The organism is Amycolatopsis ponsaeliensis (assembly GCF_030182635.1).
Taxonomy (GTDB): domain Bacteria; phylum Actinomycetota; class Actinomycetes; order Mycobacteriales; family Pseudonocardiaceae; genus Amycolatopsis; species Amycolatopsis ponsaeliensis.
The window spans coordinates 421720-446266 of sequence record NZ_JAPZLD010000002.1; the positions used below are offsets into that span (position 1 = coordinate 421720).

18 protein-coding genes are annotated in these 24547 nt (G+C 73.1%); 10 read left to right on the forward strand and 8 right to left on the reverse strand.

Annotation, left to right across the window (positions count from 1 at the left end):
- Positions 1-16: 16 nt before the first annotated feature.
- The 6 genes from QQ657_RS04850 to QQ657_RS04875 all read right to left on the reverse strand — a co-directional run bounded on the left by QQ657_RS04850 (position 17) and on the right by QQ657_RS04875 (position 5753).
- Complete coding sequence (locus tag QQ657_RS04850; RefSeq protein ID WP_284740819.1) at positions 17-223, reverse strand: MbtH family protein; 207 nt, start codon at positions 221-223, stop codon at positions 17-19.
- On the reverse strand, positions 220-1650 hold the full coding sequence (locus QQ657_RS04855; RefSeq protein WP_284740820.1) for an MFS transporter: 1431 nt from the start codon (positions 1648-1650) through the stop codon (positions 220-222). The genes QQ657_RS04850 and QQ657_RS04855 overlap by 4 nt, the downstream gene beginning before the upstream one ends.
- 106 nt (positions 1651-1756) lie before the next feature.
- Entirely contained in the window at positions 1757-3010 is a 1254-nt protein-coding gene (locus QQ657_RS04860; RefSeq protein WP_284740821.1) for a glutamate synthase-related protein, read from the reverse strand.
- Complete coding sequence (locus QQ657_RS04865; protein ID WP_284740822.1) at positions 3007-3990, reverse strand: asparagine synthetase A; 984 nt, start codon at positions 3988-3990, stop codon at positions 3007-3009. Before QQ657_RS04865 ends, QQ657_RS04860 begins: the two co-directional genes overlap by 4 nt.
- Before the next feature lie 30 nt (positions 3991-4020).
- On the reverse strand, positions 4021-5271 hold the full coding sequence (locus QQ657_RS04870; RefSeq protein WP_284740823.1) for a methylaspartate mutase: 1251 nt from the start codon (positions 5269-5271) through the stop codon (positions 4021-4023).
- Positions 5268-5753, reverse strand: coding sequence for a cobalamin B12-binding domain-containing protein (locus QQ657_RS04875; protein ID WP_284740824.1), 486 nt, complete (start codon positions 5751-5753; stop codon positions 5268-5270). Before QQ657_RS04875 ends, QQ657_RS04870 begins: the two co-directional genes overlap by 4 nt.
- Positions 5754-6175: 422 nt before the next feature.
- On the opposite strand from QQ657_RS04875, the gene QQ657_RS04880 reads away from it, so the two are divergent.
- The 10 genes from QQ657_RS04880 (at position 6176) to QQ657_RS04925 (ending at position 22576) form a co-directional block, all read left to right on the forward strand.
- Positions 6176-9043, forward strand: coding sequence for a type 2 lanthipeptide synthetase LanM family protein (locus tag QQ657_RS04880; RefSeq protein WP_284740825.1), 2868 nt, complete (start codon positions 6176-6178; stop codon positions 9041-9043).
- Positions 9044-9077: 34 nt separating this feature from the next.
- The gene (locus QQ657_RS04885; RefSeq protein WP_284740826.1) at positions 9078-9257 is read left to right on the forward strand and encodes a hypothetical protein; all 180 of its coding nucleotides are present in this window, start codon (positions 9078-9080) and stop codon (positions 9255-9257) included.
- 47 nt (positions 9258-9304) lie between these two features.
- Positions 9305-9487: a hypothetical protein gene (locus QQ657_RS04890; protein WP_284740827.1), complete on the forward strand. Its 183-nt coding sequence runs from the start codon at positions 9305-9307 to the stop codon at positions 9485-9487.
- A 41-nt stretch (positions 9488-9528) separates the two neighbouring features.
- Positions 9529-9702: a hypothetical protein gene (locus tag QQ657_RS04895; RefSeq protein ID WP_284740828.1), complete on the forward strand. Its 174-nt coding sequence runs from the start codon at positions 9529-9531 to the stop codon at positions 9700-9702.
- Positions 9703-9769: 67 nt separating this feature from the next.
- Positions 9770-12661 (forward strand): helix-turn-helix transcriptional regulator, encoded by a 2892-nt coding sequence (locus QQ657_RS04900; protein ID WP_284740829.1) that lies wholly within the window; start codon positions 9770-9772, stop codon positions 12659-12661.
- 445 nt (positions 12662-13106) lie between these two features.
- On the forward strand, positions 13107-16427 hold the full coding sequence (locus QQ657_RS04905; RefSeq protein ID WP_284740830.1) for a glycosylhydrolase-like jelly roll fold domain-containing protein: 3321 nt from the start codon (positions 13107-13109) through the stop codon (positions 16425-16427).
- A 55-nt stretch (positions 16428-16482) separates the two neighbouring features.
- Positions 16483-17580 carry a ferredoxin reductase gene (locus QQ657_RS04910; protein WP_284740831.1) on the forward strand — a complete coding sequence of 366 codons (1098 nt, stop codon included), beginning with the start codon at positions 16483-16485 and terminating at the stop codon, positions 17578-17580.
- Positions 17581-17611: 31 nt separating this feature from the next.
- Entirely contained in the window at positions 17612-18874 is a 1263-nt protein-coding gene (locus QQ657_RS04915) for a fatty acid desaturase family protein (protein ID WP_284740832.1), read from the forward strand.
- Positions 18875-19031: 157 nt separating this feature from the next.
- Positions 19032-21005, forward strand: coding sequence for a hypothetical protein (locus QQ657_RS04920; RefSeq protein ID WP_284740833.1), 1974 nt, complete (start codon positions 19032-19034; stop codon positions 21003-21005).
- A gap of 2 nt (positions 21006-21007) precedes the next feature.
- Positions 21008-22576, forward strand: a complete 1569-nt coding sequence (locus QQ657_RS04925; RefSeq protein WP_284740834.1) for a hypothetical protein — start codon at positions 21008-21010, stop codon at positions 22574-22576.
- Here the strand turns inward: QQ657_RS04925 and QQ657_RS04930 are convergent.
- Both QQ657_RS04930 and QQ657_RS04935 read right to left on the reverse strand, forming a co-directional pair.
- Complete coding sequence (locus tag QQ657_RS04930) at positions 22567-23397, reverse strand: alpha/beta fold hydrolase (protein WP_284740835.1); 831 nt, start codon at positions 23395-23397, stop codon at positions 22567-22569. The two genes, QQ657_RS04925 and QQ657_RS04930, sit on opposite strands and share 10 nt — an antisense overlap.
- Complete coding sequence (locus tag QQ657_RS04935) at positions 23394-24527, reverse strand: FAD-dependent oxidoreductase (RefSeq protein ID WP_284740836.1); 1134 nt, start codon at positions 24525-24527, stop codon at positions 23394-23396. The genes QQ657_RS04930 and QQ657_RS04935 overlap by 4 nt, the downstream gene beginning before the upstream one ends.
- Positions 24528-24547: the final 20 nt, after the last annotated feature.

Here is a 24547-nt window from a genome sequence, read left to right on the forward strand (position 1 = left end):
TGCCGGCGGGTGGGGGTCAGCGCATCGAGGCGACGAGGCTCGCCGGGCGCAGGTCGGTCCAGTGCGTCTCGACGTACTCCAGGCACGCGGCGCGGGTGTCCTCGCCGTGGACGGTGCGCCAGCCGGCCGGGACGTCCACAGTGGACGGCCACAGCGAGTGCTGGTTTTCGTCGTTGACCAGGACCAGGAAGGTGCCGTTCTCGTCTTCGAAGGGGTTGGTCATGACTTCTTCTCCTCTGTGAGGGCGGCCCGGCCGAGTGCCGGGGTGGCGACGAGCAGGGCGAGCGCGGCGAGCGCGACCGCGGCGTGGGCGAACATGGTGAGCGGGACACCGATCGCCTCGGTGAGCACGCCGATCAGCAGGTTGCCGACCGGGGTGGCGGCGAGGGTGAACAGCGCGAGGATCGACATGACGCGCCCGCGCATCTCGGGGGTCGCCCACCGCTGGGCGAGGCTGACGAGCACGAGCGCGGTAAGCCCGGCGACCAGGCCGAGGGTGAAGAAGGCGGCGATTCCGACGGCGAGGTTTCCGGTGGCCAGCAGGGCGAGGCAGCCGGCCTGGGCGGCGAGGCCCGCGGTGGCGAGCCGTCCGGCTTTCTCCCGGGGCGGCCACTTGACCGAGACGACGAAGGCGAGGGACGCGCCGAGCGTCATGGCGGTGAGCAGCCAGCCGGCGCCTTGTTGCCCGCCGAGGAGGACGAGACCGAGGTTGATCGGGCCGGCCCCGCTGAGCTCGAGGAGACCGGTGACGATCATGGCGGTCCGCAGGGCGGGCCGTCGTGCGACGTACCGGCAGCCTTCGCCGATTTCCTTGCCGAGCTGCTTGACCTTGACGCGGTCCCGGGGTTCTTTGCTGGTCAGGGTCTTGGTGTTGCCGGCGGCGAGGGCGGAGATCCCGAAGCTGACCCCGTTGACGACGGCGACGGTGACGAGCCCGCCGAGCCCGGCCAGCCACGAGCCGAGCGCCCCACCGGCGGCTTGGCCGCCCCGCACGGCGGCGAGGTAGACGGCGTTGCCGCGCACGAGGTGTTCGGGCGGTAGGAGGTTCGGCCGGAGGGCATCGGAGGCCGGGATGAAGAAGGCACTGGCCACGGCCATGACGACGATGAGCCCGGCGAGCAGGGGTAGTTCGGGGCCAACGACGAGGACGGCGGCGGCTCCGGCGAGCATGGCGCCGGCGCGGATGAGGTCGGTGGTGACGAGGACCCGCCTCGGTCCGGTGCGGTCGGCGACTGCGCCGCCTACGAGGAGGGTGAGGACTTTCGGGAGGGAGCCGAGGGCCAGGACCAGGCCGGCTAGGGCTGGTCCGGCGGTGCCTACGAGGGTGATCGAGAGGGCGATCAGCCAGACCGCGTCGCCGAAGGAGGAGAGGCCCATGGCGAGGACGAGGCCGAGGAAGGGCGCGGGGAGGGCTTTGCCCGCGGTCTTGGCGGGCTCGCCTGCGGTGGCAGCCTCGGCGGCGGAGGCGAGTTCGCCACCGGCGGAGGCCTTGCCTGCGGCAATGGCAGGCCCGGCCGCGGCCGCGAGTTCGGCTGCCGCAACACCCGGCCTGGCCGCCGCGACACCTGGCCCGGCTGCCACGATGCGCGGCTCGGTCGCCGCAACACCCGGGTCGGCCGCAGCGGCGCGCGGCTCGTCGACGGCGGTCATGACGCACCGCCGATCCCCGGCGCGCCAGACGTCTTGAATGAGTCATTCAGGTCTTCGGAGGTCCTGAATGACTCATTCAAGACCTTTGGACCCGCCACAGCGCGCGTCATGACAGCACCTGCTCGCGGACCCGGTCCGGCGTCCCTGGGAACCACACGTCCTCGGGCGTCAGCGCGTCGGCGCGGTACTGGCCCAGCGCGCTGAGCAGCAACCGCAGCTCCAGCGCCAGCGCCTCCACGAACCGGATCAGCCCGGAAGCCGGGTCCGTGTCCACCGCCAGCAGCGCCGCCCGGCCGAGGCCCGCCGCGCGGGCTCCCAGCGCCAGGACCTTCGCCACCCGCGTCCCCTCCCACATGCGGCCCGATGCCAGCAAGCACCCCGACGGCGAACCGATGCGGGACAAGCACTCCGCCAGCGGCAGCCCGACCGAAGCGAAAGACAGCGGGGCCCAGCCCGACCCGCCTTCCGCGCCGTCGACCGTCACGGCCGATGCCCCGGCCGACCAAGCCACCGAAGCCGCCGCACCCACGTCACGACCGGGCGGGAGCTTCACCCACACCCCGGCGCGCGGGAAGTTGTTGCGCATCAACCGGATCTGCTGGCGGAGGATCTCGTCGGTGAACGTCCCCGGCGAACTGCTCCGCAGCACCCGCCCACCCAGCGACAGATCGACCGCGTACTGGGAAGCCAACGAAGCGGCCACCGAAGGGTCGACCAGGGTCATCCCGCCGAGACCCGGCTTCGCGCCCTGGCCCACCTTCAGCTCGAACGCCAGCCGCCCGGAGTCGAGCAACGATGCCGCCGATGGGTCCGAGTACACGAGGTTCCACACCTCCGCGTCCGCGTCCTCGGTGCTCTGCTGGACGACCACCCCGCCGAGCCCGTCGGGCACCGCGTCCGCGTACGCCCGCATCCGCTCCAGCAACGTCCCGGCCGACGCTCCGCCCGCACGACCGTGGCCGTGCATCGGGACGACGTTCTCGCCGATCACCATCGGGATGCCCAGCCGCGCGGCCTGCGCCGAAGCCGCCGCTCCCAGCCCGGCCCCGGCGACCTGCGTCGACCCGAACGCCGACAGGTACAGCGGCAGCGCAGACTCGAACCCGCCGATCGACGCCGACAGCGAGACGTCGCCGTACAGCGGCTCGCGGCCCAGCTCGATCAGCTTCTCCAGCCGCCGCGGCACGAACACCGGCGGGACCAGCCGCGCCTCATCCAAGACGTCCGGCGAAAAAGAAGAAGCGTCACCGAACAACGAAGTCCCGTAAGACGAAGAAGGCGGGAACACCGCCGAAGCACCATGAAGGGCCCGTTCCCGGACGAGATCCTCCGGGAAGCCCCCGGCCTGCAACGCGGTCACGGCGAGACCACCCCCGGCAGCTTCGGGAACGCCGTCGCCTGCCACACCGCGTCCAGCCCGGCCACGTACCGGGTGAACCGCTGTACGCCCAGGCCGAAGCCCGCACTCGCCGGGATCCCGGTACGGACGAGGTCGAGGTACCACGCGTACTTCGCCGGGTTCTCCCCCGTCTCCCGCATCCGCGTGACGATCCGGCTGTAGTCGTGCTCACGCTCGCTGCCCGAGCACAGCTCCCCGTACCCCTCGGGCGCGATCAGGTCGAAGTTGCGCAGAACACCGGGCGTGGAAACGCTTTCGCGGTCGTAGAACCCGCGCGACCCCTTCGGGTAGTCGACCAGGAAGAACGGCCGCGCGTGCTTCTCCGACAGGATCGCCTCGCCCGCCCAGTCGATCTCGGCGTCCGCGCTCTGCGGGTGCCCGAGCTCGCGCAGCGTCTCGACGGCGGTGGCGTGCGACAGCCGGCCGAACGCGCCGCCGAGCAGGTCGGCGAACGCGCCCGAGTCGCGGCCGAGCGACTCCAGTACGTCGCCGGCGTCCTCGACGACCCGGCGCACCACGTGCGCCACCAGGTCCTGCAGCAGGTCGAGCACGTCGTCGCGGGACGCCCCGGCGACCTCGACGTCGAGCTGGTGGAACTCGGCCAGGTGCCGGCTCGTGTTCGCCGTCTCCAGCGGTTCCAGCCGCACGTTCGGCGCGACGTAGAAGATCTTCGAGAAGCCGAGCAGCGACGCCTGCTTGTACAGGATCGCGCTGGTCATCAGCTTGTAGCGGTGGCCGTAGAAGTCGACGTCGACCTGCTTCGCGCCGCGGCCGCCGGGGTCGGTGACCGGGCCGATCACCGGCGGCAGCAGCTCGGTGAAGCCGCGGGCGCCCAGGAACGCGCGCGCCTCGGTGAGCATCTTGTGCTGGAGGCCCAGCACGTGCCGCGTGGTTTCCGAGGTCAGGTGCGTACGCGGGTCCGGCGGATCGGTGTACTCCATGGCGTTTCACTCCCAGCTGGTCGGGACGGATCAGGACAGGACCGGGTCGAGCCTTCGGCGGTGGTAGGACAGGTCGGCGAGCAGCCGGGTCGCGCTGACCCGGTCGTGGCCGCGGCGGCCGCCCAGCGCGGGCGGCAGCGGCATCCGGCCGGTGTGCCACCACTGCAGGCGGCCTTCGTCGTCGAGCACGCACCGGGTTTCGTTGCCGTTGTCGGGGTGCAGGCAGTACGGGACGTCGAGCAGGCCGCGTTCGAACGCCGCCGGCAGCGCCTCGGCCAGCGTCGGGGCGAGCGAGCGCACCTCGTCGACGAGCCGCCGCGCCTGCGCGTACACCTCGGTGTCCTCTGATGTGGGGGCGGCCGGGGCGGGCTGGTCCAGTGCGGTGGCGTGGGCCAGCCGCAGGGCCTCGACGTTCTCTTCGACGGTCGGGATCCGGTGCGCTTCCGCGGTGGTCTTGACGATCAGCCGCTCGGTGCCGGTGCGCACGGCCAGCCGGACGCTCTCGGCGACCAGCTCCCGGGCCCCGGCCGCGGACTCCGGGAAGAGGCCCATGTAGGTGTAGAGCACGACGTGGTAGTCCACAGTGGACAGTTCTTCGGCGCAGAGCCGCCGCATCGCCCACAGCGCTTCGGCGTCCTGCTCCGGGCTGGTCTGCTGCGCGTAGCTGGCCGACACGCTGCGCACGCCGTGCTCGACGAAGAACAAGCACTCCAGCACCGACAGCGCGACGAGCAGCCCCGGCGGGCACAGCTGCCCGAGCATGCAGCCGCCGAAGCTCTCCAGGTGACACTCGACGGCCTGCCCGGCCAGCAGCGACGCCGAGCGCGACCACGACTTCGCCGCCGTCCGCAGCGGCACGCTGCTGTAGGGCAGGCAGTAGGACACCGGGCCGCCCTCGGAGGCGTCGAGCCCGGCTTCGAGCATCGCGGCGAAGATGTCCTCCGGCTGCGCCGACCCGTGCCGCACCTGGACCGGGAAGCGCGGGCCGTACAGGCCGTCCACCAGCTCGGCGGTGACGGCCGGGCCCAGCGCCACCAGCGGGTAGCCGTTGAGCTGGACGCCGGAGGCGATCGACATGGCGGCGAGGTCGTGCTGCCCGGTGCGGGTGTAGCTGTCCAGGGTCACGGTGCCGACGGCCGGCACGCCCGCCTCGGCGACCGCGCGCAGCCCGCGGCGCATCGTGGCGGGGTCGGAGAACCCCATGCGCGGCTGGACGAGCAGCGTCCGGCGGCGCCGGTGCTCGGCCACGAAGCCGCTGAACACCGACCGGGCAGCGGTCACCGCAAGGTCCGGACGTTCGCCGCGACGAACTCGCGGAACGACTCGATCGCCTGGCCCGAGTCGCCGGCGCCGACGTGGAACACCGCGTCGTAGCCCAGCGCCAGCAGCTCGGTCTCCAGCTCGGCGTTGGCGTCGCCCTGGACGCCGAGCTTGCCGCCGATGACGGCGGGCAGGCCGGCCAGCTCGGCGTCGGCACGCAGGGCGGAGATCACCCGGGCGCCGTCGACGTGCCCGTGGCCGTTGATGGTGCTGATCACCAGGCAGTCCGGCCGCTCGGCGCGGCACGCGGCCAGCAGCCGCTCGACCGGGACGCAGGCGCCGAGGTTGACCACCTCGTGCCCCATCTCCTCCATGATCAGCTGGAGGGCCACGAGGTTCCACATGTGCGAGTCGGACTGGACGCTGGACAGGACGAACTTGAGCGGGGGGCCCGCGGCCACGCCGGGCCCGTCGGGGGTCTGCTCGATCTGGAACGTGGTCATCGTGCGTCGCTCCCTGTGTGTTCGGGGAACGTCCGCGGGGCGAGCCGCGAACTTCTCACGACGAATAGTCATCGGCCGGCGGCCCGCGCACATGGGTGCGGCGGCCCCGCATTCCGGCGCCGCTCCCGGCCCCTGGTCCGCCTCGCGCGCGGGCGACGCGGCCGCGCGCGCGACCGCGGAGTCCGGGGTGCCGGGGGTGCCCCGCATGGGGGATCGGGGGCCCGCACGCCGTCGTCAACCCCTGTCGAGCCCGCCCGCCGAACGGAGCAACCGCCACATCCGTCCGGCATAAGCGCGTAGGCGGCGACCAGGCGTTTCGCCGGTGGTGCCCCCATGAACCCCTAGAACGCCCCCATGCCGCGCGGGAATGCGGGCGTAGCACCCCCATGTAACCCCCGTCACCCGCTGGCATGCTCGATCCCGTGATTCCCCCGCAGCCGAACCCGGCGACCACGACGCTCCCGCCCACCTGGTGGGCGGCGGCGCTGACCACGCAGGAGCGGCGTCCGGACGGCGTCCGCCCCGCGTGGGTGGACTTCGCCGAAGCCGCACTTTCACGTGAAAGTGCGGTCCAGGAAGCCGCACTTTCACGTGAAAGTGCCAGCTCGGCGGACTGGCGCACCGCGTTCGCCGCGGTGTTCCACCCCTTCACCGACGCGGCCCGCGCCGCGATCGCCGGCGCCGCAGCGGCTTCGCCCGCCGTCGACGCCACCGCGGTCGCCGGCGCCTGCGCCGCGCGGCTGGGCCACCAGCTCGCCGGGCTCGCCGCCCGCACGCTGGTGCTGGAGCTGGGCCGGGCCCGCCGCGCGGAACTCCTCGCGGGAGAGACCGCGGAAGACCGGTTCGCCGATTTCGTCCGGCAGACGGGCACTCCCGGCGGGCTCACCGATCTGCTGCACCGCTACCCCGTCCTCGCGCGGCTCGCCGCGCAGGCGACCCTGCACGCGATCGAGTCGGTCACCGAGCTGCTCGACCGCTTCGCCGCCGACCGCGCCGCCCTCAGCGCGTTCACCGGCACCGACCCCGGCCCCCTGGTCGAGATCAGCGGCGGCACCGGGGACGCGCACCAGCGCGGCCGCTCGGTCCGCGAGCTCCGGTTCGCCGGCGGCGCGCGCGTCATCTACAAGCCCCGCCCGCTCGACCTGCACGCGGCGTTCACCGGACTGGTGGACTGGCTCAACCCGCGCGTGCCCGGCCTCGAGCTGCGCACGGTGGACGTCCTGGTGCGCCCCGGCTACGGCTGGCTGCGCTTCGTCGAGCACCGGCCGTGCGCCGATCTCACCGAGGTGGACCGGTTCTACCGCCGCCAGGGCGTGCTACTCGCCCTGCTGCACGCCCTCGACGGCACCGACGTGCACTTCGAGAACATCATCGCCGCCGGCGACCAGCCCGTGCTGATCGACATCGAGACGCTGTTCCAGCCGGTGCTGCCGGCCGAAAAGACCGACGTCGACCCGGCCACCGAGCTGCTCGCCCGGTCGGTGCACCGGACCATGCTGCTGCCGCAGATGATCGTCGGCGAGCACGGCGCGGTCGACATCTCCGGCCTCGGCGGCGGCCGGGCGGCGGCCCCGGCGCTGACCCGCGTCGACTGGCTCGACGCCGGCACCGACCGGATGCGGCTGACCCGGGTGCCCGGCGGGGTCGGCACCGGCGTCAACCGCCCGACCCTCGGCGGCGTCGACGTCGAACCGGCCGAGCACGGGGCCGCACTGCTGGCCGGGTTCCGCGCCGGCTACGACGCCATCGCCGCCGGCGCGGCGGAGTTCACCGCCCTGCTGGACCGCTGCGCCGGCGCGGGGATCCGCGTCCTGGTCCGCCCGACCAGCTTCTACACGCGGCTGCTCGACGAGACCACGCACCCGTCGCTGCTGGCCGGCGCCGACGCCCGCGACGACGCGTTCGGGCTGCTGCACGACGACAGCACCGACGACGTCCGCCGCGGGCTCGTCGCCGCCGAGCTCACCGACCTGTGGGCGGGCGACGTCCCGATGTTCACCGGCCGGCCCGGGTCCGCGGACCTCTGGGACGCCGACGGGAACCGCCTCGCCGGGCTGCTGGGCGAACCACCGCTGGAAACCGTGCGCGCGAAGGTCGCCGGGATGACCACGATCGACCGCCGCGACCAGGAGTGGCTGATCTCCGCGGCGCTGGCCACCCGGCCGGCGGCCGAGACGCACGCGGGCACCGGGGTCACCGACCCCGTCCTGCCGAGCAAGAGCCCCGAACCCGCGCACCTGCTTTCGGCCGCGTGCGGCGTCGCCGACGCGATCATCGCCCGCGCGGCGTCGGCCGGCGGCCGGGTCAACTGGGTGGGGCTGGAGCTCGTCGACGAGAAGTACTGGACCGTGCTGCCGATGGGCGCCGGGCTCGGCGAGGGCTACACCGGCGTGGCGCTGTTCCTCGCCCAGCTGGCCGAGCTGACCGGCATCGACCGCTACCGCGACCTGGCCGGGAAGGCGCTTTCCGGCCTGCCGTGGCTGGTCTCGGCGCTGGAGGCCGACCCGGAGCTCGCCGCCGCGGCCGGGCCCGGCGGCCTGCTGGGGCTCGGCGGCGTCGCCTACGCCACGGCCCGGCTCGCCCGGCTGCTCGACCGCCCGGACCTGCTCGACCTGACCGCCCGCACGGTCTCGGTCATGCCCGCGCCGCCCCCCGAGACGTCGCCGCGCTACACCACGGGCCTGGCCGGCGGCCTGGTCGCGTTGCGCTCGGTGGCCACCCAGACCGGGCTCGCCGAAGCCACGCTGCTGGCCGACGCCTACGCGGCCGAGCTCGCCGTCCGTTCCCTCGATCCCGACCTCGCCGACCCCGGGTTCGCGCACGGCGCGGCCGGCGTCGACTGGGCCCTCGCCGGGTACCCGCGCGAAACGGCGACCCTGCCGCCGGCGAAAGCCGCCACCGGGCACGGGTGGTGCTCGGGCCTGGCCGGGCAGGTGCTGGCCTACGCCGGCCAGCCCGCGGTGCCCGGCGGCCTCGACGAGCAGGTCGCGGCCCTCGCCGCCCAGGACCCGCTGCGCGACCTGAGCCTCTGCCACGGCGAAACCGGCATCACCGACGTGCTCGGCTTCCTCGCCGAGACCGGCCACGACGGCGCCGCCGCCGCGGTCGCCACCCGCACCGGGCAGCTGCTCACCGCCGTCGAACAGGACGGCGCGCGCTGCGGCACCCCCGACGGCGTCCCGTCCCCCGGCCTGCTGACCGGCCTGGCCGGCATCGGCTACGGCCTGCTGCGCCTGGGCTTCGGCCCCCGCGTCCCGTCCGCCCTGCTCCTGCAACCCCCGACCCGCTGATCCGTACCGTCCCCACCCGAGGAGAGAACGACCGATGCCCGAAACCACCGCCGAGACCGTCGAAGCCACCGTCGGTGCCCTGGTGCTCCCCCGCGCGACCCGCTGCGGTGCCCGCAACCAGGCGCTGGCCGGCACCCGGCCCCGGCTCTCCGGGATGACCCTCGAGACGCTCGGCGGCCCCACCGTCGTCACCAACGGCACCTTCGCCCTCTGACGTCCGTCCCTCAGACCCCCATCGCGACAGAAAGCGGAGAACACGCCATGAGCGAGCACGACTTCATCGGCACGGACAACCCCATCGGCGACCCCACCCTCCCGGCGCCGACCCGGACCGGCGCCCGCAACCGCGCCCTTGCCGGTCGGACCGCGCGGCTGAGCCACAACGGCGCCGACACCCTGGACATCACCCCGGTCTTCACCGTCAGCATCGCTTTCCCCCAGTAGCCGTTCCCGCCCCCAGAACTACCGAGAGTGGAGCCACCCGCATGACCGAGCACGACTTCGCCGGCCCGGACAACCCGATCGGCGACTTGACCCTCCCCCGGACCGCCCGCACCGGCGCCCGCAACCACGCGCTGTCCGGCAAAGCGGCGCGCGTGAGCCAGAACTCGCTGACCACGATGGACATCACGGTCGTCACGGGCGGCTTCACCGAATAGTGAGACACCGGGGCGTCGGTAATTCGACCTACGTCCGGAGTGCGCCCATCCGGTTATAGTGACGGCGATGGGCATCCGGTCGACGCGTCTCATCGGACGCGACAGGGAGCTCGGCGCACTGTCCCAGGCTCTGGAGAAGGCCCGCACCGACCACGGTGGGGCCTTCTTCCTTGTCGGCGAAGGCGGGATCGGGAAGTCCCGGCTCGCCGCCGACGTCGCCTCGCGGGCCCTGGCGACCGGGCTCCCCGTGCTACGCGGACGAGCCAGCTCGATCGGCCCGATGGTGCCGTTCCGGCCGCTGGCCGAAGCCCTGCTCTCGCACTTCCGCGGCGGCCTCCCGCCCGCCGCTCCCGAGCTCGACCCGCTCGTGCCGGTGCTCGCCCGGCTCGTGCCCGACTGGTACCGCGGCGACCGGCCGCACGACAACGGGAACCTGCTCGTGCTGGCCGAAGCCGTGTTCCGGCTGCTGTCGGTGGCCGGTCGCGAAGGCGGCTGCCTGATCGTGCTGGAGGACCTGCACAACGCCGACGCCGAAACGCTGTTCATCGTCGAGTACCTCGTCGACAACCTGGCGTCGAGCCGGGTGATGCTGATCGGCACCCTGCGCGGCGAGCCGGGCGAGGCGCTGCGGCTGGCGACCGCGGCGGCGCAGCGCTCGTCCAGCCACACCTTCGAGCTGGCCCGGCTCGACGCCGAGCGCACCCGCGAGTTCGCGGCCGCCTGCCTGGAGACCGAGCCGGCCGCGGTCCCGGCCGCCGTCGCGAACCTGTTGTGGCAGAACAGCGAGGGCGTCCCGTTCGTCGTCGAGGAGCTGCTGCACGGCATGCTCGGCGACGGCCTGCTCGTCGGCGGAGCGGGCGGCTGGCAGGTGGTCGGCGAGCTGCAGGCCCGCGTGCCGGAGGCGCTGATCAGCAGCATCGCCACCCGCGTCGACGCACTCGGCTCGGACGGCGAGACGCTGCTTTCGGTGGCCGCCGTGCTGGGCCGGCGGTTCCCGCTGTCGGTCGTGCAGGCGGTGACCGACATGGACGACCGCATGCTGCACAACCACATCAGCGCGAGCGTCGCCGCGCACCTGGTCACCACCGACGAGACCACGCCCGGCTGGTACGCCTTCCGCCACCCGCTCACCGCCGAAGCCCTGCTCGCCCGGCTCGTGCCGTCGACGAAGGCGAACCTGGCGCGCCGGGCCGCCGACGCCGTCGAGCTCCTCCACCCCGGCCTGCCGGGCGAGCTGTGCGCGCTGGCCGCGGCGCTGCGGCTGACGGCGATGGACCACCCCGGCGCCGGCCGGCTGTTCGCCGAGGCCGGCCGCCGCGCGCTGGACGGCGGCGCGGCCGACACGGCGGTGACCATGCTGACCCGCGCCGTCGAGCTGCTGGCCGCGGCGGGCCCGGACGACCGGGCCGACGCCCTGGAGACCCTGCTGCACGCGCTCGGGCAGACCGGGCAGTTCGACCGGGCCGTCGGGTTCTCCGCCCGCTTCGCCGAGATCGGCCGCCTGGAACGGGCGGTCGACCTGCACATCCAGCTGGCGTGGGCGGCCTACATCGGCGGGCGGCACGACGAGTGCCTCAACCAGATCGAGCAGGCCCGCGCGCCGCTCGGCGGCGAGATCACCGAAGAGCAGAAGGCGGGCCTGGACGCCGTCGAAGCGACGCTGTGGCTGGACATCCCGGGCCCGGCGCACACCGAGCGGGCCCGGAAGCTGGCCGAGCAGGCGTGGGAGGTGGCCGAGCGCGCCGGCGTGCCGTTCGTGTCGTGCCAGGCGCTGCAGGTCCTCGGCATGGTGGCGCTGGAGACGGACCTGGCCGAAGCCGAGCGATACCTGCAGCTGGCGCGGCGGCTGGCCGAACAGCACCAGCTGACGCACCTGCGCACCCAGGTGCTCGTGCGTCTCGGCGGGCACCGGATGCTGGCCGAGGGCGACGTCCGCACGTTCGACCTGGCCCGCGCGGAGGCCCAGCGCACCGGCGCGATCACGCTGACCTGCGCGGTCGACGCGAGCCGCGCGGTGCACGCGGCGATGCGCGGCGAGTTCGCGCAGGCCGACACGATCCTCGACGAGAACCTCGCGGTGCTCGGCCGGCTCGGCCTGGTCGCGCTGCTGCAGTACACGCACATGACGCGCGCGATGGTGGCCGCCCACCAGGCGGACCGGCCGCGGATGGACCGCGCGCTCGAGGACTTCCGCACGGCGGGCGGCACCGGAGCGCAGGAGCTCGTGCTGAGCGTCGGGCTGGCTCAGGTGTTCTGTTCCCTGCTGGAGGAGGACGCCGAGCGCGCCCGCCGCGAGCTGGACCAGGTGCTGGCCCTGGAGGAGCGGCAGCCGAGCCGCTTCCACCTGGCCGGCCAGCACGGCCTGCGGCTGCTGGTCGAGGCGCTCGACGGGACGGAGCCGGAGGTCACCCGTCCGCCGACGGCGGTGAGCGGGATGCGCTGGAACCGCCAGTTCGTGCTGCTGGGCGACGCGGTCCGCCACGGCCGCGCGGGCGCACCGGAGCAGGCCGACGCGGCGGTGGCGGCGGCGATCGAGGCGGCGGCCCCGTTCCCGGTGAGCAGGCACCTGGGCCTGCGCATGGTGGCGGAGTCCGCCTCGGCCGACGGCTGGGGCGACCCGGTGACGTGGTTGAAAGAGGCCGAGGAGTACTTCCACCAGGCGGAGGTGACGGCGGTCGCGAGCGCGTGCCGCGGCCTGCTCCGCAAGATCGGCGCCCCGGTCGGCCAGCGCCGCACGGGCTCGGACCGCCTCCCGGCGACCTTGCGCTCGGTGGGGGTGACGGTGCGCGAGTACGAGGTGCTGCAGCTGCTGGCGGACAACATGGGCAACAAGGACATCGCCCGCCGGCTGCACATTTCGCCGCGCACGGTGGAGAAGCACGTGGCGAGCTTGATGGCGAAGTCGAACCTGCAGAACCGGGGCGAGCTGACGGAGTACGCGCGGAACACGCCCCACTAGCTGCGGCGGCTCGGTCCGGCTGGGGGGGCCTGGCCGCGAGGTGTCGATGGAGGATTCGGGACGCTGGGTGGCCGGAATCCTCCATCGACGAGCACCGAGGGGCCCCTGCAGTGACGCGACCCTGACGGCGGAACCGTCGCCGGAGCTTCAGCCGGCGAACCCGTTCCACCGTCGAACAAACTTGCAACGCGCGACACCAGCTGCGGCGGCTCGGTCCGGGCGGTAGTGCCCCGGCATTTTCGCTTGCCCGGGCACGCCCGGGGCCGCAAACGTCTTGAATGAGTCATTCAGGTCTTCGGCGGTCCTGAATGACTCATTCAAGACACCACCTGAACGTCCACATCGGACTCTCACGTGTTCACCCCCGATCAGACCTTGACGCGCGTGACTCAGGTCACGTAAATTACTTGCTCATTGAATCGTTTCAATCCAGCTGGGGAGCTCCATGACCGAGCACGACGAAGTGCGGATCATGCCCACCACCGGCGTGCGGCTGTCCCGGCGGCAGGCGCTCACGCTCGCCGTCGCGACCGGGGTGGCCCTCCGGCTCCCCGCCGCCGAAGCGACCGAGACCACCGAATCGGCCTTCTCCGCCGGCCGCTTCGCCGACCCGCGACCCGACTCGCGCCCCACCGTGCTGTGGTTCTGGAACGGCACCGTCACGCCCGACCTCGTCGCCGCCGGGCTCGCCGACCTGCGCGGCCAGGGCGTGCACGAAGTCCTGCTCTTCCCCTTCGAGACCGCCGCCCTGAAACCCGCCTTCTTCACCGAAGACTGGTTCTCCGTCATCGAATTCGCCCTCCGCGAGGCGCAGCGCCACGGCATGCACCTCTGGCTGTTCAACGACGACTACTTCCCCAGCGGCCGCGCCGCCGGGCTCGTCGTCGACGGCGGGACCGTCGGCGGCCGCGTGTACCCGCCGCGGCCGGACCTGCGGCTCAAGGGCGTCGGGCACCAGGTGCTGACGGCCGCCGGCGGCAGCCCGGTGCCGCTGGTCAGCCGCGGGCTGTCCGTTTCGGACGGCCGGCTGCTCGTCGACGCGGCCGCCCGCGACGGCGTCACCCTGCTGCGAGCCGGCGCCCAGTGGCAGGACTACGACGTCGAAGCGAAGGTCCGCGTCGAGAGCGCGACCGCGGGCTTGATGGTGCGCAGCGCGAGCGAAGGCGACGGCGTCCTCGCCGACCTGCGGGCCGACGGCGCCGTCGATGTCTGGCAGCAGACCGGTGGCTCCTTCGCCCTCGTCCGGAGCGGGACTCCGGTGCCGGGCTTCGACGCGAGCGCGGACCACGCACTCCTCGTCACGGTCCGCGGCACGCACCTGACCGTGACGCTGGACGGCACCGCGCAGGCCCCGGCCGACATCGCCTTCGCCACCGGCCGCGTCGGGGTGCGCGCGGTGGCGAGCCAGCGGTCCTCGTGGGACCGCCTCACCGTCCGCGATCCCGCCGGAACCGTCCTGTACGACGAAACCTTCGACACCGCCGCCGCGCTCGACGCCTTCGACCTGCCCGCCGACGGACTCTCACTGGTCGCCGCGACCGCCCGCCCGGCCGGCTCGGCCGACCCGCGAACGATCGTGGACCTCACGAAACAGGCGCGCGCGGGCGAGACGTGGGCGCCGCCGGCCGGGCGGTGGCAGCTGGATCTGTTCACCGTCCGCCCGCTGAGCACGCCCACCGGCTCCGGCCGCGCCTACCTGGACCTCCTGGACGACGAAGCCGTGCGGCTGTTCCTCGACGCCGTGCCGGGCGAGTACCTGCGCCGCTTCCCGTGGGCGGCGAAAGCGGTCCTGCGCGGCTTCGCCGACGACGAGCCCTACCTCGCCTCGGCACACGGCCCCTTCGACACCGTCCCCTGGTCCCCCACCCTCGACGCCGAACTGGGCCGCCTCGGGACGTCCGCCGGGATCGCCCTGACCGCGGTGCACGACGACCTCGGCGCGGACGGCCTCCGCCTGCGCGGGCTGTTCTGGCGCGCGGTGAGCAACCGGTTCGCGGCCGCCTACTACCGCACCCAGGGCCGGTGGATGGCCGACCACGGCCTCAAGCTGATCTCCAACCCGCTCTGGGACGAATACGGTCCCGGCGAACAGCTCCAGAGCTCGGGCAACCTCAACGCGAACAACCAGTGGGCGCAGGTACCGGGCACCGACCTGATCTTCGACCACTACCAGCGCGGCTACCACCGCACGCTGTCGCGCTTCCCGGCCAGCACCGCGCACCAGCTGGGCCTCGAGCGCGTCTACCTCGAAGCCATGGGCGGCACCGGGTGGACGGTGACCCCGGCGTTCGTCCGCGAGGTCGTCGGCGCGTTCGCCGTGCGCGGGGTCAACCACACACTGCTGCACGCGCGGTTCAGCGACGAGAGCCAGATCGTCTACCCACCGCCGTTCCAGCCCGCCAACCCGTGGTGGCCGGTGTCCGCGCCGCTGAACGACTGGATCGGCAGGCTGATGGAAGCCTGCCGCGCGCCGGCCGTGGCGCGGACCGCCCTGCTGCAGCCACAACGCGCCGCGGAGTCCACACAGGACACTCCGGCGATGGCCGAGCTCGACACGGCGTTCCTCACCACCGCACACGCGCTCGAAGACGTCCAGGTGGACTTCGACTTCCTCGACGAGGGCGCCCTCGACGCCGACCCCGCGTTGCTGACCCACGCCCGGCCGAGCGGCCCGAACCTATTCGTCGGGCAGCAGGCGTACCGGATCGTCGTGGTGCCGGCGACGCCGGTCCTGGCACTCGGCGCGGTGCGGACGCTGACCCGGTTCGCCCGCGGTGGCGGTGTCGTGGTCGTCATCGGCGCGCCACCGGCCCGCGAAGCCGGTGGTGACGACGCAGGCCTGCGGACCGCTTTGGCCGAATTGTTCGCGACGCGCTCGGTGAAGCGGGCGGCCGACCCGGGTGCGGCGGCGGCCGCGGCGGTCACGGCCGGCGGCGCGGCGGCCGCGCTGGACCCGCCGCACGCCGACATCCGGTTGCTGCGCCTGGAAAACCGCGGCGAGCAAGCATTTGTCGTGGTGAGCGAACGCGCCGACGCCGTGGACCTGACCGCGACGTTCCCGGCGACCGGAACGCCCGAGGTCTGGGACCCCGACACCGGCGCGGCGACCCCGGCCGGGGTCTGGCGCAAGGCCGGGGCCACGACGGCGGTGCCGCTGCGGCTGGAGCCGAAAGCCGCGCTGCTGGTGGTCTTCCGCGGCGGACGCGAGCCCCTCCACGCGGTGTCCGCGTCGGTGCCGGTGGAGCGCATCGACGGGCGGAGCGCGATCGTGCGGGCGACCGGGCCGGGCCGCGTCACCGTCACCGCGACGGACGGCGCCCGCGGCTACACCGGCGCGGCGACGGTCTCCGACTCGCTCGCGCCGGTCGCGCTCGGCGGCGACTGGAGTTTCCACTTCGACCGCGCCGGTGCACCGGTGACCACGCGGCCACTCGGCTCGTGGACCGACGTGGACGCCGGGTACTCCGGATCCGCTTGGTACGAAACGGAGTTCGACGTGCCCGCCGTCGCCGGGAGGCGGTGGACGCTCGACCTCGGCGAGGTCCACGAAGTGGCCGAAGTGGAGGTCAACGGCACGGCGGCCGGGTCACGGCTGTGGCCGCCCTACCGGGTCGACGTGAGCGCCGCCTTACGTCCCGGCCGCAACCGCGTCCGGGTGCGGGTCACGAACACCGGCGCCAACGCGCGCGGGCAGGTGCTCGCGTCCGGCCTGCTCGGGCCGGTGACGCTGCGCCCGTACCGGCTCGTGAGCGTGCCGCTGGCTTAAACGTTTCACACCGCTCGGCGTGCGAGTTGAGTGCACGTCTGTACACTCAACTGGCATGGCTGAAGTGGGAATGCGTCCCCCGGCGTCGCCGCTGCGGCGCCGGGCACTGCGCGCCGTGCGCTGGCTCTTCACTCCCCTGCGCCCGGACGACTACCTCGAGCTGATCAACCCCTTGTGGTCAACCCGGGAGCTGCGCGGACGAGTCGAGCGCGTCGTGCCCGAACGCGGTGGCGCGGCCACCGTGCTGATCCGGCCGGGCTTCGACTGGGTCGGGCACCGGCCCGGGCAGTACGTGCGGCTGGGCGTGGTCATCGACGGCGTGCACCACTGGCGCGCGTACTCGCTGACGTCGAGCCCGGACCGCGCCGACGGGCTCATTTCGGTCACCCCCAAGAAAGTCGACGGCGGCGTGGTCTCGCCGTTCCTCGTCGACCGCGTCCGCCCCGGGGAGGTCGTGCGGCTCGGCGAGGTCGAAGGGTCCTTCACCCTGCCGGACCGGCTCGACCGCGGCCTGCTGTTCGTCACCGCCGGCAGCGGCATCACGCCGGTGATGAGCATGCTGCGCCACCTCGCGCCGGCGCCCGGCCTGCGCGACGTCGTCCACGTGCATTCGGCGCGGGAGGCGGACGGGGTCACCTTCGGCGAAGAGCTGGTCGGCCTCGAAAAGCAGCACGAGGGTTTCCGCCTCGAACTGCGCATCACCGGTGAGGACGGCCGGTTCACCCCGGCCGAGCTGGACACCCTGTGCCCGGACTGGCGCGAGCGGGAAACCTACGGCTGCGGTCCCGGTGACCTGCTCGACGCTTTGCAGGCGCACTGGAAACGCCACGGCGACACCGGCCGGCTGCACCACGAACGGTTCCAGCCGATCGTCGGCGGCGAAGACGCCGAGGGCGCGGGCGGCACCGTGCGGTTCGCGCACCGCAACCTCGACGCGGACTGCCCGCCCGGCACCCCGATCCTCGTCGCGGGCGAGAACGCGGGCGTCGAGATGCCCTTCGGCTGCCGGGTCGGGGTCTGCCACACGTGCGTGCTGCCGATCCGGGAAGGCCGGATCCGGGACCTGCGCACGAACGCCGTCAGCGAGAAGCACAACGAGATCGTGCGCACCTGCGTGCACGGTGCCGAAGGCCGGGTCACGGTCGAACTCTGAAAGTCGAACTCCCGAGCGGAGAAAGGAACCCATGACTGCCCCCACGCACCCGTTCGCCCACTTGAGCGAGGTCGAACTCGCCGAACTCGCCCGTGAGTTCGACGCCATCCACGACCAGGTGCGCGCCGACCTGGGCGAGCGCGACCGCCGGTACATCAAGGGCGTCATCCGGCTGCACCGGCAGATCGCGGTGGCCGGCCGCGCGCTGCTGCTCGGCTCCCGGTCCAAGGCGGCCTGGACCGCGGGCACCGGCTGCCTGGCGGTCGCGAAGATCCTGGAGAACATGGAGATCGGGCACAACGTGCTGCACGGCCAGTGGGACTGGATGAACGACCCGTACATCCATTCGTCCACTTGGGACTGGGACACGGCGTCGACCGCGGCGGCGTGGAAGCACTCGCACAACTACATCCACCACACGTACACGAACATCCGCGGCAAGGACAAGGATCTCGGCTACGAGATCATGCGCATCGACCCGCACCAGAAGTGGCACCCGGCGTACCTCGCGCAGCCGTTGTACAACCTGCTGCTGATGGCGTTCTTCGAGTGGGGCGTCGCGGTGCACGACCTGGACGTCGAAGCCATCCGCGCCGGCGAGAAGCCGATGAAGGACGTGTGGCACGACATCAAGGGCATCTCGGGCAAGGCCCGCGACCAGATCCTCAAGGACTACGTTGGCTGGCCGCTGGTGAGCGCGCTGGCCGCGACGGCCGTCGGCAGGCTCGTGCGTCCCGAGCCCCGCTCGCGGGCCCGCGTGCTGGCGGACCGGGCACGTGGCCGGCGCCGGAAAGGAGCGCTGCGTGCCCAGCTCGCGGCGGCCCGGTCCGAGGGCGGCGGGACGTTCGCGGCGACGTTCTGGGCGGACTTCACGGCGAACATCATCCGCAACCTGTGGGCCCACTCGATCATCTTCTGCGGCCATTTCCCGGACCAGACGTACACGTTCGGCCAGGAGGAGGTCCGCGACGAGACACGCGGCGGCTGGTACGTCCGCCAGCTCGTCGGCGCGGCGAACATCACGGGGTCACCGCTGTTCCACCTGATGAGCGGCAACCTCGGCTACCAGGTCGAGCACCACCTGTTCCCGGACATGCCGAGCAGCCGCTACGCGGAGATCGCGCCCCAGGTCCGCGACATCTGCCGGCGCTACGGCCTGCCGTACAACACGGGCCCGCTGTCCAAGCAGCTCGGCACGGTGCACCGCACGATCCTGCGGCTGGCGTTCCCGGGCGGGAAGGCCCGCCCGAAGCCGGGCCCGTACCCGGGGGACGAGCTGCGCCGCGCGGCCTGAGCGCCGAGCCGGGTGCCATGAGGGGCACCTTCATGGACTTCACGTCCATGAAGGTGCCCCTCATGGCTTGCCGCCGGGGCGAGACCCACGGCGGCCAGTCGGTCGATAGTTCCCATTCTGCTCGTATCAAGTCGCCCCACCTCCTACTCTCACTGGTGTGGACGGCATCGAGAGTCTCCGGCACGCGATCGAGACGATCCCCATTCCCGGCGCCCCGCCCCGGCTGTCGCGCCAAGGTGCGGCCGTCGGGCTCGCGCTGCTGGACACCTCGCTGCGGCTCAACCACGTGCGGCGCCTGACCGAACGGCTGACCGTCGTCGAACACGGGTCCGCCCGGCGCAGCACCGAGGTCGACGTCAGCCTCAAGCTCCTCGACGAAGGACAGCGCCAGGCCACCGCGCAGCTGCAGGACCTCATCGGGCAGGAACACGGCGAGCGGGCGGCGTCGCGACCGGCGCGGCAACGATCGCTATGGGTGCCGCTGGCCCGGCTGCCGCGCCGGGACGCCTCCCCCGTCGACGTCTTCGACAGCGCGGGCCAGAAGCTGCCGCGGCTCACCCAGCACGAGGCGTCCCGGCTGGTCGCTTCCGGGCTCTACCGGCTGTTGCGCGGGATCCTCGCCGGCGACGAGAACGCCCAGACCGCCAAGCACGAACTCAACACATTCCTGTTCCAGGTGCACGAACCGCGCTGGCTCATCCAGCAGGCGCTGCTGACGCTGCTCACCGAGCGGAACCACCCGGAGGAGCAGTTCGCGCTGGCCCCGGCCGGCGGCACGGTCCCCGGGTACGGGCGGCAGTGCCGGGAACTGGCGCTGGACATCCTCTCCGGCTGCGCCGACCTGCTCGTCGAATACGCGTACCTGCTGAACGTCGCCGTCCGCGACTACATGCTGGTGGTGGCGCTGGACGACTCGGTCGAGGAACACCGCCTCAGCTACGAAACCCCGCTGCACGTCGACGCCCGGCAGCCCGTCGCGAAGGAGCAGTGGCGGCGGCTCGCCTCCAGCCGTCGCGGGTACGTCGTCAGCTACGAGACCATGATCCCGGCGACGCTGAAGTCCTACCACCTGGTGGCCGGGACCGCGCCCGAGGCCGAGATCTCCCGGATGTACCTGTCCACCGACGCCGACCAGCACCAGGTCGACGGCCTGGCCGAGGACCTGCTCTCGCTGGCCGAACGCCAGGACGCCGCGCCGCTGCAGGAAGCCGACGGCGCCCGGCACAAGATCCTCGAGCTGCAGGCGCAGACCGTGCTGCGGCGGCTGGCGGACCTGCTGCGCCGCCGCAAGTGGGAGGCCGGCCAGTCCGGGGTGGAACTGTCCCCGCGCAGCCTGCCCGCCTGCCACCGGCTCGCCGCCGCGGCCACCACGGGCGAGGCGGTGCGGACCGACGTGGGCGAGCTCGACAACTCCCTGCGGCGGCACCCCGAGTTCACGGCCGCGAACCTCCGCGAGGCCGCGCGCGAGCTGACCGAGCGGGAGTTCGGGCAGGACCTGGTCCTCGTCAACGGCATCGCCGACAACGAGGCGCGGGCGTACTGGCGCCGCTCCGGCGGCCGCGACCCGCGCGGCGACCACGTCCGGATCCGCGCGACGCTCGTCCTCAAGGACTCCACGAAGTCCGGCCCGCTCAACGTGACGTTCTACGCGCTGGCCGTCGCGACGGTTTCGTTCGTGCTCGGCTGGCTGCTGGTGGGCAGCCCGTGGCCGTACGGCCGGGAGGCCACCACGGCGCTCGGCCACATCGGGGACGGCCAGTCGGTGATCACGATGTTGCTGCTGCTGCCGGGCTTCCTCTACAGCCGCTTGTCGCTGCCGCCGCGGCGCACCGTGCTCGGGTACCTCGGCACGCTGCCGCAGGCGCTGGTCCAGCTGAGCATCGCGGCCATCGCCGGGTTCGCCGCGGCCGTCGCGACGCAGAGCCGGGGCGAGGTCGTCCAGGTCACCCTCACGATCGCGGTGGGGCTGCCGGTGCTCGCCGCGCTCGTGCTGTTCGGCCAGGCGTCGTGGCGCGAATCGGCGATCCCGCTGTCGCGCATCGGGGCACCGCGGTGGGCGGGCGCCGGCGCCTGGGACCGCCGCAAGCCCCTCGAGGCCGACGTGCGGTTCGACTCGTCCGGGGGGTGGTGAAGGTGCGCAGCCAGCGGATCTCCGTGCGGAACGTGGCCGACCTGGCCCGGGCCGGGTTCGAGATCGCGCGGCAGCCGGTGACCCAGGTGGACTTCGAGGTGCACCACGCGCTGGCGCGGCACGGCTACCTGCGCGAGCTCGTCTCCGCGAACTCCGACAGCACGGTCTTCCTGGAGACGCTGTGCTCGGCCACGAACGGCGCCGGCGTCGTGATCGGCACCCGCACCCGCAAACCCCTGGACGGCACCGAGGTCGTCGAGCGCGTCGACGGCCACCAGCCGGCGGAACGCCCCCAGCAGAACGCGGGCGGCTGGGTGTTCCACCAGACGACCTCGCCCAACCCGACGTTCATCTACGAGTCCGCGCAGCGGTTCGAGGGCCTGATCGGGATCGACCCGGGGGCGCGCGAGGTGTGCGAGTGGCACGGCCTCGCCATCCGCGACCTCGTCCGGGAGATCTCCGACGCCGCGTCCTCGCTCATCGACGCGCCGCTGCTGTCGCTGCAGTGCCCGGCCCAGCTGCCCACGGTCGTCAAGACCCGCAACCACGACCTCCGCACCCGCAAGGAGATCGCGTCGCCGTGCGCGTCGCTGGCGGTCCGGTTCTCGATCGCGCTGCGGGACGCGTCCGCGGCCGCGCGGTTCGAGCTGGCCGACCGGTTCCGGGAGCTGTGCGAGAAGCACGGGTACAGCTTCTGGCTCGCCGACACGCGGCCGGGGCACCGGCAGGGCAACTGGTTCGAGGTCTACCACGCCGACGGCGAGTTCTCCCCGCTCTACAAGGGCGACCTCCGGTCCCGCCAGCGGATCGGCGCGGTCCTGCCGGTGACGTTCGTCGGGCCGGCGCGGATCGGCTCGACGAACGCCATCGCCTCCTTCCTGCAGCGCTACCCCCAGGTGGGCGTGGTCGGCTGCGCCGCCACGACGCTCTCGGACGTCGCGTTCGTCCACCTGCAGCTGGCGATCCACGGCGTGGCCACCGACCGGCTGAACCGCATCCTCGGCAAGCTGCTCGGCGAGGCCACCACCCCGGCCCGGCCGACCAAGCTGCTGCGCGAGCTGTTCAAGCGCCTCGGCCTGCCACCCGACCCCGACGGGCCGGGCCCGTCCGCGAAGGACCCGACCAGCGACTACCAGACGTTCACCGGTCCCGCGTTCGCCTACCGCCCGTACCAGATGCCCGACTGCATGGCGGTGTGGGTGTCGTGGGAAATCGCCCGCCAGCACCAGGGCCTGGCCGCCCCGCTGGACTGCCTGTACCGCGCGCTGGCCCAGGTGGCGCCCCGGGTGTCACCGGAAACCACCGGCTCGGCGGGCGACCTGGCGACCGTCGAGTACCTCATCTGCCGCGCGACCGAGCAGTCGGTGGTGCGGGGCAAGGCGAAGCTGGCGGTGCCGAAGTCGGTCCTGCGCCAGTTCTCCTCCGGCGGGGTCGAGCTGCCCGCGTCCAAGCTGTGTGCGGCGCTGGAGGAGGCGTGGAAGGCCCACGTCGACCAGTCCGGTGTGGACGGAGTGAGCGAGCTGACGGTGGCCTGGCGCGAATCCTGGCTGGGCCACTGGACTTATTCGTAGAAGTCGCGCAGCGCCCGAGCCACGACGAGCGGGGCTCCGTCGTCCTCCGGTCCCGAATGGCCCAGGCCCGGCAGGGTGACGCTGTGCGCGTGCGGGAGCACCTCGGCGAGCTTCCTCAGTGCGCGGCCCAGGTACTCAGCGCTCTTGGTGCCGCCGAGGAGCAGTGCTCGCGCCTTGAGTTCGGTGTATTCCCCGGCTGTGCCGGCCATCTCGTCGATGACCCGCATGTCGAAGTGCAGGGTCGGGATGAGCGCCTCGACCGGCACGTCCTCGGGGTTTCCCTTGCCCTGCAGCCGCGCACCGGCGGTCAGGAGCGGCACCAGGGCGACGCGCGGGATCCGGCTGAACAGCGACGGTTCGGTGGCCAGCCCCCGCATGCCCGTGACGAGTGCGGCCGCGCTCCGGCCCGCGGCGATCTCGCGGTCGAAGCGCGGCAGCCAGCCCGTCGGCACCGAGCCGTCGATCGACAGCGGCGGCTCGTACAGCGCGATCCGGTCGAGCGCGGGCGTGTCCAGGGCCGTGCGCAGGACGACGAGAGCGCCCGTGCTCAGGCCGAAGGCCCGGGTCGCGCCGGTCGCGGCGACGAGGGCCCGCAGGTCTTCGACCTCGCGCTCGACGCCGAAGCCTGCGCCGTGCGGACCGCTCAGCCCGCGGCCGCGCCGGTCGGGCACGTGGACCGTGAAGCCGGCCGACAGGGCGGTGGCGAGCTTCGTGAAATGCTGGGACGCGAGCATTCCGCCGTGGACCAGGATCAGCGCGGGGCCGCGGCCGAGGGTGCGGTAGCCGATCGTGGTCCCGTCGGCCGAGCGGACTTCGTTCATCGCGCCGCCCCCGAGACCGGGACGAACCGGCGCAGGGCCTGCTTGCCGACCTCGACGGCCGCGTTCCCGCGTTCCAGCAGGTCCCGCTGGTAGTCCTCCAGAGCCTGGTGGAGATCTCCCGCTTCGGCCAGCAGCGCGCTCAGCCGCACGGCGTCCTGCATCGCGGTGACGGCGCCGTTGCCGCCGCTGGCCAGCGTCTGGTGCGCGGCATCCCCCAGCAGCGTCACGCGGCTCACCGGCCAGGGCGGCATCGGGCGGTCGAAGACCTTCGAGCGGCCGACGCCGCTCATGTCGGCGCTCTCCACCAGCGCCCGGAGATCGGGGTGCCAGCCGTCGATCAGCTCCAGCACCAGCTCGCGGGCGTCGTCCCGGGGCGGCCCGGCGGCCGCCGGATGGTCCGGCGGGACGAGCAGCACCCAGCGCACATAGCTTTCCCGGTGCGGCAGGGGCAGGCCGGGAACGAGCTCGGCGGCCGCGTCCGACGGCTCCCGGTCGAAGTCCATCCGGCCGAGCATCAGCGTGATCTCCGGCCCCTTGACCATGGTGCCGCGGCCCGGGACGAGCCTCCGGAAGCGGTCGGCGGCGGGGGTGCGTCCCATCGCCCCGCACAGGTCGGCGTCGACGAGCCCGACCTCGGGCACGAGCCGGCGCCGCACCGCGGAGTTCCCGCCGTCGGCACCGACGAGGACGTCACCCGTGGCTTTCGTCCCGTCGGTGAAGAAGGCCGTGACGGTGTGCTCGTCTTCTTCGAAGCTCTTGAGCCGCTTGGTGAAGGTGACCCGGTCGCCCAGGTCGCCGAGCAGGATCTGCCGCAGCACCTGCCGGTCGAACGCCCTCGACTCCTCGGGTCCGGGCAGGTCGCTGCTGAGCAGCGTGAGGTGTTCGTCGAAGAGCAAGCCGGGCCCGGTCAGGCTGCCGCTGGTGGCCTCGGCGAGGTCGTAGAGCCGCGGCGGCAGGCTCTCGCGCAGGGCGTCCATCGCCTGCGGCGCGAGGCCGATCCGGTAGCCCTGGGTGCGTTCGCCGGTGCCGTCGTCGGCCTCGAACACGCGGACGTCGAGGCCCGCGCGGACCAGGGCGTGCGCGAGTGTCAGCCCGCCGAGCCCGGCCCCGATCACCAGAATCCGTGACATTTCGATCCCCCATCTCCCAG